This window comes from Asaia sp. SF2.1, from assembly GCF_000505765.1.
Taxonomy (GTDB): Bacteria; Pseudomonadota; Alphaproteobacteria; order Acetobacterales; family Acetobacteraceae; genus Asaia; species Asaia bogorensis.
Window position 1 is genome coordinate 395,153 of the sequence record NZ_AYXS01000001.1, and the last position, 16,353, is coordinate 411,505.

At 60.2% G+C, this 16,353-nt stretch carries 12 protein-coding genes and 2 tRNA genes; 2 read left to right on the plus strand and 12 right to left on the minus strand.

All coding sequences use genetic code 11. The features are described from left to right. Position 1: 1 nt before the first annotated feature. From proS to P792_RS22430, 12 genes are all read right to left on the minus strand, one after another. Complete coding sequence (gene proS, locus P792_RS22375; protein WP_023977487.1) at positions 2-1,342, minus strand: proline--tRNA ligase; 1,341 nt, start codon at positions 1,340-1,342, stop codon at positions 2-4. Between the two features lie 70 nt (positions 1,343-1,412). Continuing rightward, positions 1,413-3,059: a ribonuclease J gene (locus P792_RS22380; RefSeq protein ID WP_023977488.1), complete on the minus strand. Its 1,647-nt coding sequence runs from the start codon at positions 3,057-3,059 to the stop codon at positions 1,413-1,415. Between the two features lie 34 nt (positions 3,060-3,093). Next, the gene (locus P792_RS22385; RefSeq protein WP_023977489.1) at positions 3,094-3,885 is read right to left on the minus strand and encodes a type III pantothenate kinase; all 792 of its coding nucleotides are present in this window, start codon (positions 3,883-3,885) and stop codon (positions 3,094-3,096) included. A gap of 10 nt (positions 3,886-3,895) precedes the next feature. Further along, positions 3,896-4,636, minus strand: a complete 741-nt coding sequence (locus P792_RS22390; RefSeq protein ID WP_023977490.1) for a biotin--[acetyl-CoA-carboxylase] ligase — start codon at positions 4,634-4,636, stop codon at positions 3,896-3,898. A gap of 22 nt (positions 4,637-4,658) precedes the next feature. Next, positions 4,659-4,733 (minus strand) — tRNA-Val (locus P792_RS22395). 47 nt (positions 4,734-4,780) lie between these two features. Then, positions 4,781-5,065 carry an HU family DNA-binding protein gene (locus P792_RS22400; protein ID WP_023977491.1) on the minus strand — a complete coding sequence of 95 codons (285 nt, stop codon included), beginning with the start codon at positions 5,063-5,065 and terminating at the stop codon, positions 4,781-4,783. Between the two features lie 243 nt (positions 5,066-5,308). After that, positions 5,309-7,774, minus strand: coding sequence for an endopeptidase La (lon, locus tag P792_RS22405; protein WP_081866770.1), 2,466 nt, complete (start codon positions 7,772-7,774; stop codon positions 5,309-5,311). Positions 7,775-7,931: 157 nt separating this feature from the next. After that, a complete protein-coding gene (gene clpX, locus P792_RS22410) occupies positions 7,932-9,200 on the minus strand; it encodes an ATP-dependent Clp protease ATP-binding subunit ClpX (protein WP_023977493.1) in 1,269 nt (422 codons plus the stop codon). Positions 9,201-9,407: 207 nt separating this feature from the next. Then, positions 9,408-10,046: an ATP-dependent Clp protease proteolytic subunit gene (locus P792_RS22415; protein WP_023977494.1), complete on the minus strand. Its 639-nt coding sequence runs from the start codon at positions 10,044-10,046 to the stop codon at positions 9,408-9,410. Positions 10,047-10,188: 142 nt separating this feature from the next. Beyond that, positions 10,189-11,520 (minus strand): trigger factor, encoded by a 1,332-nt coding sequence (gene tig / locus P792_RS22420; protein WP_023977495.1) that lies wholly within the window; start codon positions 11,518-11,520, stop codon positions 10,189-10,191. 103 nt (positions 11,521-11,623) lie between these two features. After that, positions 11,624-11,708, minus strand: a tRNA-Leu gene (locus tag P792_RS22425). A gap of 99 nt (positions 11,709-11,807) precedes the next feature. Beyond that, entirely contained in the window at positions 11,808-13,271 is a 1,464-nt protein-coding gene (locus tag P792_RS22430) for a bifunctional ADP-dependent NAD(P)H-hydrate dehydratase/NAD(P)H-hydrate epimerase (RefSeq protein ID WP_023977496.1), read from the minus strand. Positions 13,272-13,396: 125 nt separating this feature from the next. On the opposite strand from P792_RS22430, the gene P792_RS22435 reads away from it, so the two are divergent. Beyond that, positions 13,397-13,849, plus strand: a complete 453-nt coding sequence (locus P792_RS22435; protein ID WP_023977497.1) for a hypothetical protein — start codon at positions 13,397-13,399, stop codon at positions 13,847-13,849. Positions 13,850-14,143: 294 nt separating this feature from the next. Beyond that, positions 14,144-16,353 (plus strand): DEAD/DEAH box helicase (locus P792_RS39570; protein WP_408734844.1); only part of this gene is annotated, 2,210 nt, incomplete at its 3' end.

Consider the following 16,353-nt stretch of genomic DNA (forward strand, 5'->3'; position numbering starts at 1 on the left):
ATCAGGCGGCGTCCTTGCCTGCTGCATGAGTGCCCAGCACCTTCGCAAGTGCTTCTTCCACTGTCAGCTCGAAGCGTTCGCCTGTCGCGCGACGCTTTAGTTCGACCTTGCCTTCCTTGGCGCCGCGCGGGCCGACAATCATCTGCCAGGGATGGCCCATCAGGTCGGCATCGTTGAACTTCACGCCGGCGCGCTCGCCACGATCGTCATATAGGAATGCGTCGGGGGCTGCGGCATAGAGCTGTTCGCACAGCGCATCCACTGCTTCATCGCCGGGCTTCAGGCTAAGAATGGCAGCGCGATAGGGCGCGACCGAGTCCGGCCAGATGATACCGGCCTCATCATGGCTGGCTTCGATAATGGCACCGACAAGGCGCGATACACCGATGCCGTACGACCCCATTTCCGGGAAGAACTGGTTGCCATCAGCACCGCTGACCGAGATCCCCATGGATTCGGTATATTTGGTGCCGAAATAGAAGATATGCCCAACTTCGATACCACGCCCTTCACGGCGACGATCGGCAGGCACGTCTTCCCACGCCTTCTCGTCATGCATCTCGTCAGTCGCGGCATAGAACTTCGTAACGCCGCTGAAAAAGGTCTCAAGGCTGGCATGGTCGGCAATATCGACGGCCTCATGCAGCCAGTCCTGCTCCTCAAGCGCTGCGTCGAAGAACACCCCGCTCTCGCCTGTCGGCGCCAGCACGAGGAATTCGTGGCTCAGATCGCCGCCGATCGGCCCGGTATCGGCCTTCATGGGGACAGCCCGCACGCCCAGACGCTGGAAGGTGCGCAGATAGGCCAGCATCATGCGACGATAGGCAGCAACGGCGTCCTCATAAGACGCATCGAAGGAATAGGCGTCCTTCATGAAGAACTCGCGACCGCGCATCACGCCAAAGCGCGGACGCAGCTCATCGCGGAACTTCCATTGCACATGATACAGCGCTTGCGGCAGCTCGCGATAGGATTTGATGACCTGACCGAAAAGATCGGTGATCATTTCCTCATTGGTCGGCCCGTAAAGCAATTCGCGGTCCTGACGGTCGCGGATGCGCAGCATTTCGGGGCCGTAAGCGTCATAACGGCCAGAGCGCTTCCAGAGCTCGGAAGACTGAACGGTCGGCATCAGCAATTCCTGCGCGCCGATGGCATTCTGCTCTTCCCGCACGATCTGCTCGATATTGCGCAGCACGCGCAGACCAGCCGGAAGCCAGGCATAGATACCCGCCGAAGTCTGACGCACAAGACCAGCGCGCAGCATCAGACGATGCGAGGCAATCTGGGCCTCGGCAGGCACTTCTTTGAGGGTAGGCAGGAAACCGCGGGACAGACGCATCGTGTGTGACCGTTCTAGAAAAGAAAAGTGGCGCGCCTGTTATGGCGCGTTCGTGGCAGATGCTGCGGGATCAGACCCGCAGCAGATGGACATCGACCAGAGGACGCTTCTGCAGCTTGCGTCCCAGCGCGCGGCGCAGCGCGGTCTTGGCCGCATCGCGGAAGGCATCGTCATCCTGACGCAGATCATCAGGGATCTCATCGATGGCATCGGCGAATTCTTCCGAGATGCGCGTGCTCTCGGGATCTTCGGATTCCAGCAGACCGGGCGCGCTGATCTTGGGCATGCCAATCACATAACCCTCGTCATCGACCGCAAAGCTCGCGATGACCATGCCGTTGAACAGCATCTTGCGACGGGCTGCCAGTACGCCGCCGGTCATGGGCAGCAGGCGCCCGCCATCGAGCGCCAGACGACCCGTGGGGGCGGTATCCACCACCTCGGCGTGATCCGGCCCAAGGCGCAGCAGATCACCGTCCTCAAGCAGGATCGCCTCGGCGCCGGTCTCGCGAGCGAGGGCTGCATGAGCGGTAAGATGACGCCATTCACCATGCGTCGGAACGCTCAGCTTGGGACGAACAAGGCTGTAGAGATGACGTAGATCATCTGCCGTGGCATGGCCCGACACATGGACCAGATGATCCTTGTCAGTCAGCACAGTGGCGCCGCGTCGGGTCAGGTTGTCCTGCACCGCCATGACGGCCTGCTCGTTGCCAGGGATCATGCGTGAGGAATAGATGACCGTATCCCCCTCACCCAGCGAAATGTTCGGGTGAACATCCGAGGCAATGCGCGACAGCGCCGAGCGGGGTTCGCCCTGGCTGCCCGTGATGATCATCAGCAGGCGGTTATCCGGAACCGAATTCGCCTCGCGCTCGTCCAGGAAGGGCGGAATATCCTGCAGATAACCACATTCGCGGGCCGCAACCTCGAGATTGCGCAAAGAACGCCCGACAACCATTACCTGACGTCCGGCCGCCTTGGCTGCACGTGCGATGCTCTCGACACGCGCGACGTTACTGGCAAAACAGGTGATCGCGACACGGCCATGCAGCGTCTTGATCAGATCGGCCATGGAATCACGCACCTGGCCTTCCGTACCGGAAATCCCGTCACGGAAGACATTGGTGCTGTCGCACACCATAGCCAGAACGCCCTCGTCACCCACGGCCTTGAAGGCGTCGAGATCCGTCAGGGGGCCAACCACAGGCTCACGATCGAGCTTGAGGTCGCCAGTATGTACGATCGTGCCGTAAGGCGTGCGCAGAACGAGCGCCTGCGCCTCGGGCACCGAATGGGTAACATTGATGAATTGCAGATCGAACGGCCCGACCGCGAAATGCCCGCCCATCGGGATGGTGTGGATCGTTACCTGCGACAGCAGATGCGCTTCTCCCAGCTTGCGTCGAAGCACAGCGCTCGCGAAAGGCGTGGCATAGATCGGGCAGCGCAATTGCGGCCAGAGATGCGCGACAGCACCTAGATGGTCTTCATGCGCATGGGTAATCACAAGTCCACACAGGCTCTTGTGCCGCTCGGCAATGAAGAGCGGGTCAGGCATGAGAATTTCAGCCTCAGGCGTATCATTGCCCGAAAAGCCGATACCGCAGTCAATGGCGAGCCACTTGCCGTCGAGGCAATAGAGATTGAAATTCATCCCGATCTCGCCCGTCCCGCCCAATGGCAGGAAGGCCAGACCTTTTTCAGTAATGCTCATAAATTAATCCTAGATAGAGACAAAAAATACACCTTCATCCTGGTGCCGGAATAAATTCGCCAGTGGCGTTGCGCGCAGCAAGCAAGCGCAGGCCATCCAGCGTGAGAGTTGGAGCCACATGCTGGAACAGATCTGTTCCCTCGGAAAAAAGCGGGGCCAGTCCCCCTGTCGCGATCACCTTGATCGGTGAGGCCATCTCAAGCGCGATGCGCGAGACGATCCCTTCCACCAGACCGACATAACCCCAGAAAAGACCTGAGCGCATGGCAACCGTAGTGCTGCGCCCAATGGCAGAAGATGGACGCCCGACACTGATACGGGGCAGACGCGCTGCTGCCTGATGCAGGGCCTCGAGCGAGAGATTGACCCCGGGTGCAATCGCCCCCCCACAAAAGGCGCCCTCGCTATCCACCACATCGAAAGTCGTCGCTGTGCCGAAATCAACCACCACCAGCGGACCGCCGAAGAAGTGCTGCGCCGCCAGCCCGTTGAGCCGCCTGTCCACGCCCACCTCGGCCGGGGTATCAACCTTGACGGGACATCCCCAGTCGAGCGCGTTATTGGCGATCAAGGGCTCGATATCGAGCCATTCGCGGCACAGACGGCGCAGATGGTAAAGCGCAGCTGGCACGACGGTGCCGATAATCGCACGCGATATTGCGCGGTGATTGAGATTGGATAATTCGATCAGGCCGAGAAGCCAGACAGCGTATTCATCAGAGGTCCGCTGGTCATTCGTCGATATACGCCAGGTGCCACGCCACTCCTTGCCGTCATGGACAGCAAAAACAATGTTCGTGTTACCAGCGTCGACAACGAGGAGCACAGACCGTCCTTCACCCAAGCAGTAGAATATCCCCCGCCGCGACCGTCTGAACCTCGTTCTGGTCGGTCTGCAAGACCAGCCGACCGCACTCATCGAGACCCGCGAAGAAACCCTCTATATAGTCTCCACCCCTCTGGACCGCAAGCCGCGAACCCGGCTCATGCGCCCGATCAAGCCAGGCCTGCCGAATGGGCGCAAAGCCTCGACGCTGCCAGAGATCGAACCAGAATGAGAAACACGTCAGTATCTGGCGGGCTAGATCGGCGGGGCCAACCTGCCCTCCCAGCGCTGAGAGTGCGACCGTCTGGCGCCCTGCAATATCCGGCGCGGTCTTCAGGTTGGCACCAATGCCGATGACAATCCATTCGGAACCGGTCACACCGCCGCGCTCTATCAGCACGCCAGCCAGTTTGGCTCCATCGCATAGAATATCGTTGGGCCACTTGATCCGCAGAGCCGCAGACGGCGCGCAGGCAGAGAGAGCGTCGTGAAGAGCCACGGCAACCATGAACGGCATGGCCTGCACGAGGTCGTTTACCCGAGCATCACGACATATGAAGGAGAAAGATAGGTTTCCGCTGGGGGCGTCCCACTGACGCCCGCGCGTCCCGCGACCGGCCGTCTGACGGTAGGCAAGGACGGCTCTGCCATGGGCAGCACCATTTTCCGCTTCGTTTTTGCAGTAATCGGAGGTGGAACCGAGCGTCTCATGACACTCAAGGGTCCAGATGAAGCCTGACTGGAAGCTCATCGATCTTCCAAAAGCTGAGGAATGGTGGGCGATGACGGGATTGAACCGCCGACCCTCTCGGTGTAAACGAGACGCTCTACCGCTGAGCTAATCGCCCTCAGGGCAGACGGTCGAATCGCCGCCTGCCGTGGGAGAGGGGATACGTTAACTTACAGCATCCTTCAAGCCCTTGCCGGGACGGAAACGTACAGAAACCGACGCGGGAATGTCGATTTCTTCGCCAGTGCGCGGGTTACGCCCTTTGGCAGCCTTGCGTGTTGCCGTTGCAAACGAACCAAATCCGACCAGACGCACTTCCTGCTTGCGTGCGAGCGCCTCTTCGATGCTCGCAAACAGCGCCTCAACGACATCCCCGGCCTTCGCCTTGGGCAGATCGGTCTTTTCTGCAACCGCAGCAATGAGCTCCTGCTTGTTCAGCGGCTTTTCCATCTCGTATCCTCGCAGAGTTCCTGAATAACCGATCATCCGCCACAGGCGGTGCTACAAGCAAGGCACTATGAAGGCGTTTTCCCTAACGTCAACCGCGCTGAGGCCTGCAAACCGGGCGGTTTCACGCTTTGGCCCGCACTGCGACTTTCCTGCCATGAATACGACAATGGCCGCCCCTGAGGGCGGCCACTGCGTTAGTCCGGTCAATCTGATGAAATGGGAAGGATCACGCCTCCCCTACCCTTAGTGTGGCAGCTGGCTGGAGAGATTGTCCTTCCCCAGCGCGGCCGGCACATCATCCTCTTCATCCCACTCGATTGCCTCCGGCGGCCGCACCAGTGCAGACGCTAGAACCTGATCGACATGCGATACCGGAATGATCTTGAGCGCGTCCTTCACATTGGCCGGAATCTCTGCGAGATCCTTTTCATTATCCTTGGGGATAAAGACCGTCGTGATTCCGGCGCGTGTCGCCGCGAGCAGCTTTTCCTTAAGACCACCGATCTCGAGCACGCGTCCACGCAGGGTGATTTCTCCTGTCATCGCTACATCGCGACGGATCGGAATACCCGTCATGACGCTGACAATCGACGTTGCCATGGCGACACCGGCAGACGGACCATCCTTGGGCGTTGCCCCTTCCGGAACATGCACATGGATGTCACGCTTCTCAAAGATCGTCGGCTTGATGCCAAAGGACTGGGCTCGTGAGCGCACATAGGAAACGGCTGCAGAAACACTCTCCTGCATCACCTCTCCCAGCTTGCCCGTTGCCTTTACGTGTCCCTTGCCGGGCAGCATAACGCTCTCGATTGTCAGGATCTCGCCACCGACTTCCGTCCAGGCAAGGCCGGACACCATGCCGACCAGATCCTCGCTCTCAGTCTCACCGTGCTTGAAACGACGGATGCCGGAGAACTCGCCGAGATTTTCCGCCGTAACCGCAATGGTCTCGACTGAACTCGTCACGAGGCGCTTGACCACACGACGCGCAATCTTCGCGATTTCGCGCTCCAGATTACGTACGCCGGCTTCACGCGTGTAATGCTGGATCAGGCTGCGCAGGGCGTCATCGCTGATCGACCACTCATGCGGCTTCAGATTATGCGCTTCAGCCTGCTTGCCCACCAGATGACGACGCGCGATCTCGACCTTCTCATCTTCGGTATAGCCCGATAGACGAATGATCTCCATGCGGTCCAGCAGAGGCTGGGGCATGTTGAGGCTGTTGGCCGTCGTCACGAACATCACGTCCGACAGATCGTAATCGACCTCGAGATAATGATCGTTGAACGTGCTGTTCTGCTCCGGGTCCAGCACCTCGAGAAGCGCGGAGGACGGGTCGCCGCGCCAGTCAGAGCCCATCTTGTCGATCTCGTCCAGCAGGAATAGCGGGTTCGACGTCTTGGCTTTCTTCATGCCTTGGACGATCTTACCCGGCATCGAGCCGATATAGGTGCGACGATGCCCGCGAATCTCGGACTCATCGTGCACGCCACCCAGCGACATGCGCACATACTGACGGCCCGTTGCTTTCGCAATTGACCGCGCCAGCGAGGTCTTGCCCACACCCGGCGGCCCTACGAGGCACAGGATCGGCCCCTTGAGCTTCTGCGAGCGCGTCTGGACCGCGAGATATTCAAGGATGCGCTCCTTGACCTTCTCAAGACCATAATGCTCGGATTCGAGCACTTCCTCTGCCGCGGCGAAGTCCCGTGAGACCTTCGAGCGCTTCTTCCAGGGGATGGACAGGATCCAGTCGAGGTAATTGCGCACCACTGTGGACTCAGCCGACATCGGGCTCATGCCGCGCAGCTTGCGCAGCTCGCCAATAGCCTTCTCGCGGGCTTCCTTGCTCAGGCGGGTCTTGGCGATGCGCTCTTCAATTTCAGCCGTTTCATCACGGCCGTCCTCACCCTCACCCAGCTCCTTCTGAATCGCCTTGAGCTGTTCGTTCAGATAATATTCGCGCTGGGTCTTCTCCATCTGCCGCTTGACGCGGTTACGGATTTTCTTCTCGACCTGCAGGACGCCGATTTCCTGCTCCATGTGAGCGAAAACCTGCTCCAGCCGCTTGCTGACCGAATTACCCTGCAGAATTTCCTGCTTCTCGGCAATTTTCAGGTTCAGATGGCTCGCAATCGTATCGGCCAGCTTCGAGAGGTCCTCGATCTGGTTGAGCGACACCATGACTTCAGGCGCGATCTTCTTGTTGAGCTTGATATACTGCTCGAACTGCGAGATCGCGGTGCGACCAAGGGCCTCAGCCTCGCTGCCCGTCTCAACCTCGTCCTGTACGTCCTCGATCTCGGCCTCGAAATGGCCGTCAACATCATGAAATTCCTTGATGCGGGCACGGCGGATGCCTTCGACAAGAACCTTTACGGTGCCGTCGGGCAGTTTCAGTAGCTGCAGGATCGTGGAAACGGTGCCGAAACGATAGATATCCTCGGCCGGCGGATCATCCTGGGAGGCGTTCTTCTGGGCAACAAGCAGGATCTGCTTGCTGTCACGCGTGACAGCCTCAAGCGCACGGACGGATTTCTCGCGCCCGACGAAAAGCGGCACGATCATGTGGGGGAAAACAACGATATCGCGCAGAGGCAGGACAGCGATCGTCTCGACCGGCTTTGTCTTGGCTTTGGCCTCTTCTGCCTTTGCTGCGGTGTTCAGCTTGCTCACCGCAGTTTTCCTCTTTTTTTCAGTCATGAAATCCTGATCTCCTTGAGGACGATCTCAATGCGGCCACCCGTAAGTCTGGCGTGGCCGGCATCGCATCTTTGCTGCCTGAAAAGGCAGTATCCCCTTTATGTGAGGATGAAGGGCTGGTGCGGCAAGCCAGCCCCAGAGTTTTTACCTGATTGACTCAGGCAGATTGTTCAGCGGGTTCTGCAGCCTTGCCCTTGCCGTAGACATACACGGGCGCAGCACGGTTCTCGGCGACATCCTTGTTGATGACGACCTCTTCCACGCCATCAAGGCCCGGAAGATCGAACATGGTGCCAAGCAGGATGGCTTCCATGATCGAGCGCAATCCACGCGCACCGGTTTTGCGGGCAATGGCGCGCTGGGCGATCTGCACCAGGGCATCATCGGTGAAGGTCAGTGCCACGCCTTCCATCTGGAACAGGCGCTGATACTGCTTGACCAGCGCATTCTTGGGCTTCGAGAGAATAGCGACCAGCGTCTCCTCGTCGAGATCCTCAAGCGTCGCGACAACCGGCAGACGACCGATGAATTCCGGGATCAGACCGAATTTCAGCAGGTCCTCAGGCTCGACGTCATGAAGCACGGCGCCCAGACGACGATCATCAGGATTCTGCACATCAGCCCCGAAGCCGATGCCCGAACCCTTGCCACGGGCAGAAATGATCTTGTCCAGCCCCGCGAATGCGCCACCGCAGATGAAGAGCATGTTCGTGGTATCCACCTGCAGGAACTCCTGCTGCGGATGCTTGCGTCCACCCTGCGGGGGAACAGAAGCCACGGTCCCTTCCATCAGCTTCAGCAGCGCCTGCTGCACACCCTCACCGCTCACATCGCGGGTGATCGAGGGATTGTCTGACTTGCGGGAGATCTTGTCGATCTCGTCGATATAGACAATGCCGCGTTGAGCCCGTTCGACATTGTAATCGGCAGCCTGCAGGAGCTTGAGGATGATGTTCTCGACATCCTCGCCCACATAACCGGCTTCAGTCAGGGTTGTGGCGTCGGCCATGGTGAACGGCACGTCGAGGATACGTGCAAGCGTCTGTGCCAGAAGCGTCTTGCCAGAACCGGTCGGGCCGATGAGCATGATATTGGACTTTGCAATCTCGATATCATTGCTCTTCTGGGCATGAGCCAGACGCTTGTAATGGTTGTGCACAGCCACAGACAGCGCACGCTTGGCAATGAACTGACCGATCACGTAATCATCGAGAACCTTGCAGATCTCTTTCGGAGTTGGCACCCCGTCACGTGACTTTACGAGATGCGTCTTGTGCTCTTCACGGATGATATCCATGCACAGCTCAACGCATTCATCACAGATGAAAACGGTTGGACCGGCAATCAGCTTGCGCACCTCGTGCTGCGATTTGCCGCAGAACGAGCAATACAGGGTGTTTTTCGAATCGCCGGTCTTGTTATTCATCGCTGCTCCTCCTCCCCGATCCGGCGCATCAGTGATGACGCCCCGACAGGGGGAACTTCAAACTTAAGCCAGGCGACAGAAGCCCGGCAAGCCCCTCCGGCAAGAGGCAATAATTGGATACCTGGAGGCAATCACAGGACAGGATTGCCCGTTCGCCGCGTAGGGCCCGGCAGGAGGGCCGGACCTCGCAACCGGAGAGCAAGGGCTTTAGCCCGGCTCGGCAACACTCTTGGGGCGTGCCTGAACAACCTCATCGACAAGACCGAAGGCCTTTGCTTCATCTGCCGAGAGGTAGGAATCACGCTCAAGCTTCTGCTCGATTTCCTCAAGCGTACGACCGGTGTGATGACGGTAGATCTCGTTGAGGCGCTTGCGGATTTCGAGGATCTCGCGGGCCTGGATCTCGATATCTGATGCCTGGCCCTGAGCGCCGCCTGAAGGCTGATGCACCATGACGCGGGCATTGGGGAGGCAGAACCGACGTCCCTTCTCACCGGCTGCAAGCAGCAGCGAACCCATCGATGCCGCCTGACCGATGCACACCGTGCTTACGGGGCAGCGGATGTACTGCATCGTGTCGTACATCGCGAGGCCGGCTGAAACCACACCACCGGGGCTGTTGATGTAGAACGAGATTTCCTTGCTCGGATTGACGCTCTCCAGATAGAGAAGCTGAGCCGAGATGACAGCGGCCACCTGGTCGTAAACCGGACCTGTCAGGAAGATGATCCGCTCCTGAAGCAGGCGGGAATAGATATCGAAAGCGCGTTCGCCGCGTGACGTCTGCTCGACGACCATCGGTACGAGCGCGTTGTTGAAGATCTCGACAGGATCGCGATCCCTCATGGCCATTTCCGTTCCTAACTGGCACCGGCCCCATCAGGGCCGGTGTGTGACTTCTCTCATCTTGGTATGGCCACCATGAACGCCTAGAGCCCGTCCGTCAAAAAACGAACGGACTCCAGACATTTCGGCGCGAATCAGACGATCAGAGATCGGCAGGCGGGATTTCTGCCAGCTCTTCCGGCGTGACTTCCTTCTCGGTGACCTTGGCCAGCTCGATCAGATAATCGACAACCTTGTTTTCGAGAATCGGGCCACGGAGACCATCGGCTGCCTGCGGGTTCTTGCTGAAGAACTCGAAAACGGCCTGTTCCTGACCGGGGTAGCGCATGGCTTCCTGACGGACAGCCTGCATCAGCTCCTCACGGGTCACCGTGATTTCCTTGGTGCGGCCGATTTCTGCCAGCAGCAGACCCAGCTTTACGCGACGCTCGGCAATCTTGCGGTAGTCGGCGCGCAGGGTCTCTTCGTCCTTGCCCGCGTCTTCCTCATCCATCTCACCCGAAGCGCGATCCTGCTCGACGCGCTGCCAGATCTGGCCGAACTCGCTCTCGACCATGCTCCCGGGCGCTTCGAAATCGGTCTTGCCCGACAGGGCGTCCAGCAGCTCGCGCTTGATGCGCAGACGCGACAGCTGGCCGTATTCGCCCTCAGCCTGCTTGACGATGATGTCACGCACCTGAGCGATGTTCTCGAAGCCGATCTTCTTGGCCAGCTCATCATCAAGCGCCGGATCAACCGGGGTCTTGAGCGCATTCGCCTTGATGTCGAATGTTGCTTCCTTGCCAGCCAGTTCCTTGGCCTGATACTCGGCGGGGAACGTGACCGTGATCACCTTCTCTTCGCCAGCCTTCATGCCTTCGAGCTGCTCGGCAAAGCCAGGGATGAAGCCGTCGCCACCGATCTCGACATTGACGTCCTGCGCCGTGCCACCGTCGAAGGGCGTGCCATCGAGCTTGCCTACGAAATCGCAGTTCACAACGTCACCCGTGCGGGCGGCGCGATCTTCCTCGATCGTCTCGAAGCTGCGCTGACGCTTCGCCAGCTCGGCCAGAGCCTTGTCGATGGTCTCGTCGCTCGGCTTAGCCGTCAGGCGGGTCAGTTCGAGACCCGACAGATCCGGCACGGCGATTTCGGGCAGGACTTCCAGCTCGATCTTGAAAACGAGATCGCCTTCGCCTTCACCACCGGAAACAAGTTCGACCTTGGGCTGCACGGCAGGGCGCAGCTTGTTGTCTTCCAGAACCTTGTTGGTGGAGTCGTTGACAGCCTGCTCCATGATCTCGCCGTTCAGCGCGGCGCCATAGCGCTGCTTGACGAGCGATGCGGGCACCTTGCCGGGGCGGAAGCCGGGCAGATTGATCGTGCGGCCGAGCTCGGCGAGACGAGCGGCACGTCGCGCCTCCAGATCGCCAGCCGGCACAGTGACGGTAAAGCCGCGCTTCAGACCTTCGGATTGCGTTTGGGTAACCTGCATCTGTCAGGCGATCCTCTATTGACCGGGTTGCCATCGGGGCCCTGCGCCCGGCTTCATCGCAGCACAGGCAAGGCAGGAAGCCCCGACTAAGGAGAAAATTTTTTGGTACGGGCGGAGGGACTTGAACCCCCACGACTTGCGCCACCAGAACCTAAATCTGGCGTGTCTGCCAATTCCACCACGCCCGCACACTCGGATCAGAGTAAACTGAGCCGTCAAGCGCGCCGCTTTACAGCAAGATCAATCGTTTCACAAGACGGGGTGCTCCACGACATGCCCATAAGCTTTCACACCTGCGCGTGCGCGGCAGCATGAACGGCGATTGCCAGCGCCCGCGCATCACCAAGATGAGTATCCAGCGCCTCGACAACAGGCCAGTTGCCAGCCTTCATCCCTGCCTCACCATGCAGCCACGCCCCGGCACAACTGGCTTCCCAGGCCGGCATACCTGCCGCCAGCATCGTGGCAATCACACCGGCCAGCGTGTCTCCGGAGCCTGCCGTGGCCAGTGCCGGACTCGCATGATCGTTGAGCATCACCCGCCCATCCGGCGCCGCGATAATGCTCACAGCCCCTTTGAGAAGCACTACGCAATCGAGCTTTTCCGCCGCTGCACGTGCGGCCTGGACCAGATCACTGCCGGGCGCACCGAATAACTTTGTAAATTCTCCGATATGGGGCGTGATGACCGACACGCCGCACAGCTTTTCCGGAACGCCATCCGCCCAGCCAAGTGCTCCGGCATCCGCAAGAACGATACGACCAGCGCGGAGCAGGCTCGGCAAGGCCGCCTCTACTTCCTCAGGCGTCAGTCCCGGACCGCAAAGCCAGACCTTGCGCCGTTCATCCTCCAGCAAAGACGGCAGTGGCGCATCGTCGATCACCAGTCCGGGCGCACCCAGGCGATAAGCCTGCGCAGCTTTGCCAGCACTGATCCGCACGAGCCCGGCCCCACTTGCCCGTGCACCCGCTGCCGCGAGACGTGTGGCGCCGGGCATGACCGCCCCGCCACAAAGACTGACGACGCCGCGACTATATTTATGATCACCCGGCGACATGGCCGGAATGGCCCAGAGCGCGGGATGGTTGAGCCACATGTCCGGTGCGGCGTGCGCCACGCAATCTTCCGGCATGCCGATATCCGCACAGATCACCTCCCCGCAGATCGATCGGGCAGGATAGAGCACGTGTCCCGGTTTAGGCCGCACGAACGTTACACTCATGAGGTAATCCGGCACCTCACGGGAGGCACTATCATTGGTCAGCAACTCGCCAGTGCGACCGTTCACAAAGCTTGGCAGATCGATCGCCACCAGCTTTTTCGCGCTGGCCAGTACGGTCATCACATCGTCCGATGGCGCCCGATCAAGCCCGGCTCCAAAAACAGCATCGATCACCAGATCGGCGCGTGCCGCGCTTTCCTGATCAAAAGCGACATGCCTGCCATGAAAGCGCGCCGCTGCCTGAGCGGCTACGGTGCCTGCGCGAGGCGTAGCCATCGCCGCCACCTGAACCGGCCACCCGGCGCGCTCGAGATAGCGCGCCGCCACATAGCCATCGCCTCCATTATTGCCGGGCCCACACAGGACCAGCACACGGCACGGGGCGAACCGCGCTCTGACGGCCTGCGCTACTGCCCATCCAGCACGCTCCATCAACGCCTCGATGCCAATGCCGTGGCTCGCCATTTCATCCATTGCGGCACACTGGGCAGGATCCGGCAGGCAGAAACGTAGCGGCAAGGCTGTCATGAATTCACTCCACTGTTGATGATTTCGCGCATACTGCTAGGGAACGTCGCAGCAACCCCGTGTATTCATGATGCCGCCCTTTTGAGGGCTGGTTCATGCGCGAACCGACCCGTTATGGAGCCCCCATGTCGAACCCGTTTCTCTGGAGCCTCGTTCTCGCCATCCATCTGTTATGCATGGCGTACTGGATTGGCGGCGGTCTCTATGCAGCCATTGTGAGCCGCAGCACCGTGGCCCTTTTGGAGCCCGCACAGCGCCAGAACGTCCAGATGCAGCTCATTGCGCGCTATTTTCGTACCCTGCTGCACATCATCCCGACCGCGCTGGTGACGGGGTGGCTGCTTGTCATTCATACGGGTGGCTTTGCGAATATGAGCCTGCCGATCAACCTCATGCAGGGTCTTGCGCTTGTCATGGCGCTGATTTTCGTGAGCGCTTATCTCGGCCCGTTCCAGAGCCTCCGCCGCGCCATCCGTCCGCAGCCTGCCCTGTTTAACAAGGTCCGTCAGCGCGTGATCATTATGGTCGCTGTTGGTGTCCTGACCGTGCTTTGCGCGGCCATGGGCGGAAACATGTAAACAGGGACTGACCCCGCCGCGCCCCTGCCGCTACGGGCTGGCCGCGGCAGGCGGAATGAGAGACACGCAAAATACCCCGTAAAATCTTGCCTTTTGCCTGATTTCGCGATAACGCACAGGCAATTGGCCAGCATTTCGGGCTGACCTGTTTGAGAATATGCAGCGCCACGGCACCGCATCATTTCTGGACCTCCAAAGTTATCAGAGAGCAGTTTGACCGCAAAATCGACCGCAGGTTCTGCAAAGACCTCCACCACACGCAAGAAACGTTCCACCTCAAAGACGGAACAATCCGTGATGGAGGCCGTGGCCGACACACAGCCGCGCAACAGCGAACCCGAGGCCTCGATTGCGTCGCCCGTCGCGAAGGCTGCACGCAAGACAAAGACTACGGCAGCGCGCCCGACCAAGGCACGCGCCACTAAGGCGGCTACAGCGAAAACCGCTCCCGAGACCGAGATCAACGCGGCAGACTCTGCCAGCGCCAAGACCCCGGCCAAAGCAAAATCCGCCACGCGCAAGGCGAGCAAACCCGCAACTGCGGGCAGCAAGGCAGGCGAGCAGAAATCAGATAGCCGTCGTTCTGCGCGCGGCAAAGAGGCCAGCGCGACAGAGATCGAGGCCGTCGTGACCACCCCTGACGACGCGAGCCCAGAAGCGCCCGTCTCGCCCGAGCAGCCTGCAAAGCGCAGGCCGGGTCGCCCACGCAAGACAGCAGCCGCTGCAGAAATTGCAGAAGGCGAAGTCAAGAGCGACAACACGGCAGCGCCCGCTGAAAAGCCACGCCGTGGCAGAAAGCCCGCTGCGTCCAAACAGGAAGAAGCGGTCGCAGAGGCCGCCACACCTGTCACGGACGAACCCAAGTCTCGCGCCGGCCGTCCTTCACGTCGCAACAGCGCCCCGAGCACGACCCCGGCGGAAACACGCAGCCGCGCTGTGAAGAAGGCCGCCGAAAAGGTTGCTGCGCAGGATAACGCGCCAGTCGTGAGCAGCACCATAGTTGCTGAATCCGAGCCCCCTACCCCCGCGGTTTCTGAGCCTGAGGTACAAACCGACAGCCGCGCGACGCGCTCGCGTCGTCGGCGCGGTGGCAGGACCTCAGCCCGGACGGCATCAGCTGACGCATCGCCCGCCGATGCCGCGACAGAAACGCAAGACATCCCTCCTGCGAGCACGACCGAGGCAGCCAAGGCCGACCCGGCGCTGCAAGCCATCATCGATGCGCCCAAGCCGCTCTTTTCCGAACTTGGCCTCTCTGCACCGATCATGCGTGCCATCGAGGAAATGGGGTACGAGCACCCAACCCCGATTCAGGCACGCGCCATTCCGGTCGTTCTGAGCGGACAGGATGTGCTGGGTGTCGCCCAGACAGGTACAGGCAAGACAGCGTCCTTCACACTGCCCATGCTGGAGAAGCTCGCAGGCTCGCGCGCCCGCGCCCGCATGCCGCGTTCTCTCATTCTCGAACCGACACGCGAGCTTGCGCTGCAGGTTGCCGAAAACCTCACACTCTATGGCAAGCATCTGCGGCTCAACCATGCCCTGCTGATTGGTGGCGAGAGCATGGCTGACCAGCGTGCGGTACTTAATCAGGGTGTTGATATCCTGATCGCCACGCCGGGCCGCCTGATGGATCTTTTCGATCGTGGCGGGCTGCTTCTGACCCAGACCGGTATCCTCGTCATCGACGAGGCGGATCGTATGCTGGATATGGGGTTCATTCCCGATATCACGCGCATTGTCTCCATGCTGCCCGTGCACCGTCAGACCTTGCTGTTCTCGGCGACGATGGCCCCGGAGATCCGCACCCTGGCCGATCAGTTCCTGCATCTGCCTGAGGAAATCACGGTTTCCCGTCCTTCGTCGGTTGCCACGACCATTGAGGAAGCGCTGCTCGTCGTTGATGAACACGACAAGCGTCGCGTCCTGCGCAAGCTGCTGCGTCGCGAGAACGTGCAAAACGCCATCGTGTTCTGCAACCGCAAGCGCGATGTGGATGTGCTTTACAAATCGCTGCACAAGCACGGCTTCGCGGTTGGGCACCTGCATGGCGATCTGGCGCAGTCGCTGCGCTTCAAGACGCTGGAACGCTTCAAGGCTGGCGAATTGCAGATTCTCGTCTGTTCCGACGTCGCGGCTCGCGGCATCGATATCGGCGGATTGTCGCATGTCTTCAACTTCGACCTGCCCTTCAATGCCGAGGACTATATCCACCGCATTGGTCGCACGGGACGTGCGGGCAAGACAGGTCATGCCTTCAGCCTGGCCTCACCTCGCCAGAAGCTTCTGGCTGAGGGTATCGAGAAGCTGAAACACGCGCCAATTCCCATGGTCGAAGTCGAGGGTATTGAAACCCTCCCTTGGGCCGATCCGGAGCAGGAAGGCGGGCAGCATGAACGACGCGAGCGGCGCGGGAAGGATCGCGGCGGGCGCCAGAACCGCCACGGCGAAAACCGTGACCGTGACCGTGACCGTGACCGTGACCGTGACCGTGACCGTGACCG

Excerpts from the sequence above, each read along its gene's own strand:
- proS (WP_023977487.1), bottom strand. The coding sequence starts at position 1,342 with ATGCGTCTGTCCCGCGGTTTCCTGCCTACCCTCAAAGAAGTGCCTGCC.
- P792_RS22380 (WP_023977488.1), bottom strand. The coding sequence starts at position 3,059 with ATGAGCATTACTGAAAAAGGTCTGGCCTTCCTGCCATTGGGCGGGACG.
- P792_RS22390 (WP_023977490.1), bottom strand. The coding sequence starts at position 4,636 with ATGAGCTTCCAGTCAGGCTTCATCTGGACCCTTGAGTGTCATGAGACG.
- P792_RS22400 (WP_023977491.1), bottom strand. The coding sequence starts at position 5,065 with ATGGAAAAGCCGCTGAACAAGCAGGAGCTCATTGCTGCGGTTGCAGAA.
- lon (WP_081866770.1), bottom strand. The coding sequence starts at position 7,774 with ATGACTGAAAAAAAGAGGAAAACTGCGGTGAGCAAGCTGAACACCGCA.
- clpX (WP_023977493.1), bottom strand. The coding sequence starts at position 9,200 with ATGAATAACAAGACCGGCGATTCGAAAAACACCCTGTATTGCTCGTTC.
- P792_RS22415 (WP_023977494.1), bottom strand. The coding sequence starts at position 10,046 with ATGAGGGATCGCGATCCTGTCGAGATCTTCAACAACGCGCTCGTACCG.
- tig (WP_023977495.1), bottom strand. The coding sequence starts at position 11,520 with ATGCAGGTTACCCAAACGCAATCCGAAGGTCTGAAGCGCGGCTTTACC.
- P792_RS22430 (WP_023977496.1), bottom strand. The coding sequence starts at position 13,271 with ATGACAGCCTTGCCGCTACGTTTCTGCCTGCCGGATCCTGCCCAGTGT.
- P792_RS22435 (WP_023977497.1), top strand. The coding sequence starts at position 13,397 with ATGTCGAACCCGTTTCTCTGGAGCCTCGTTCTCGCCATCCATCTGTTA.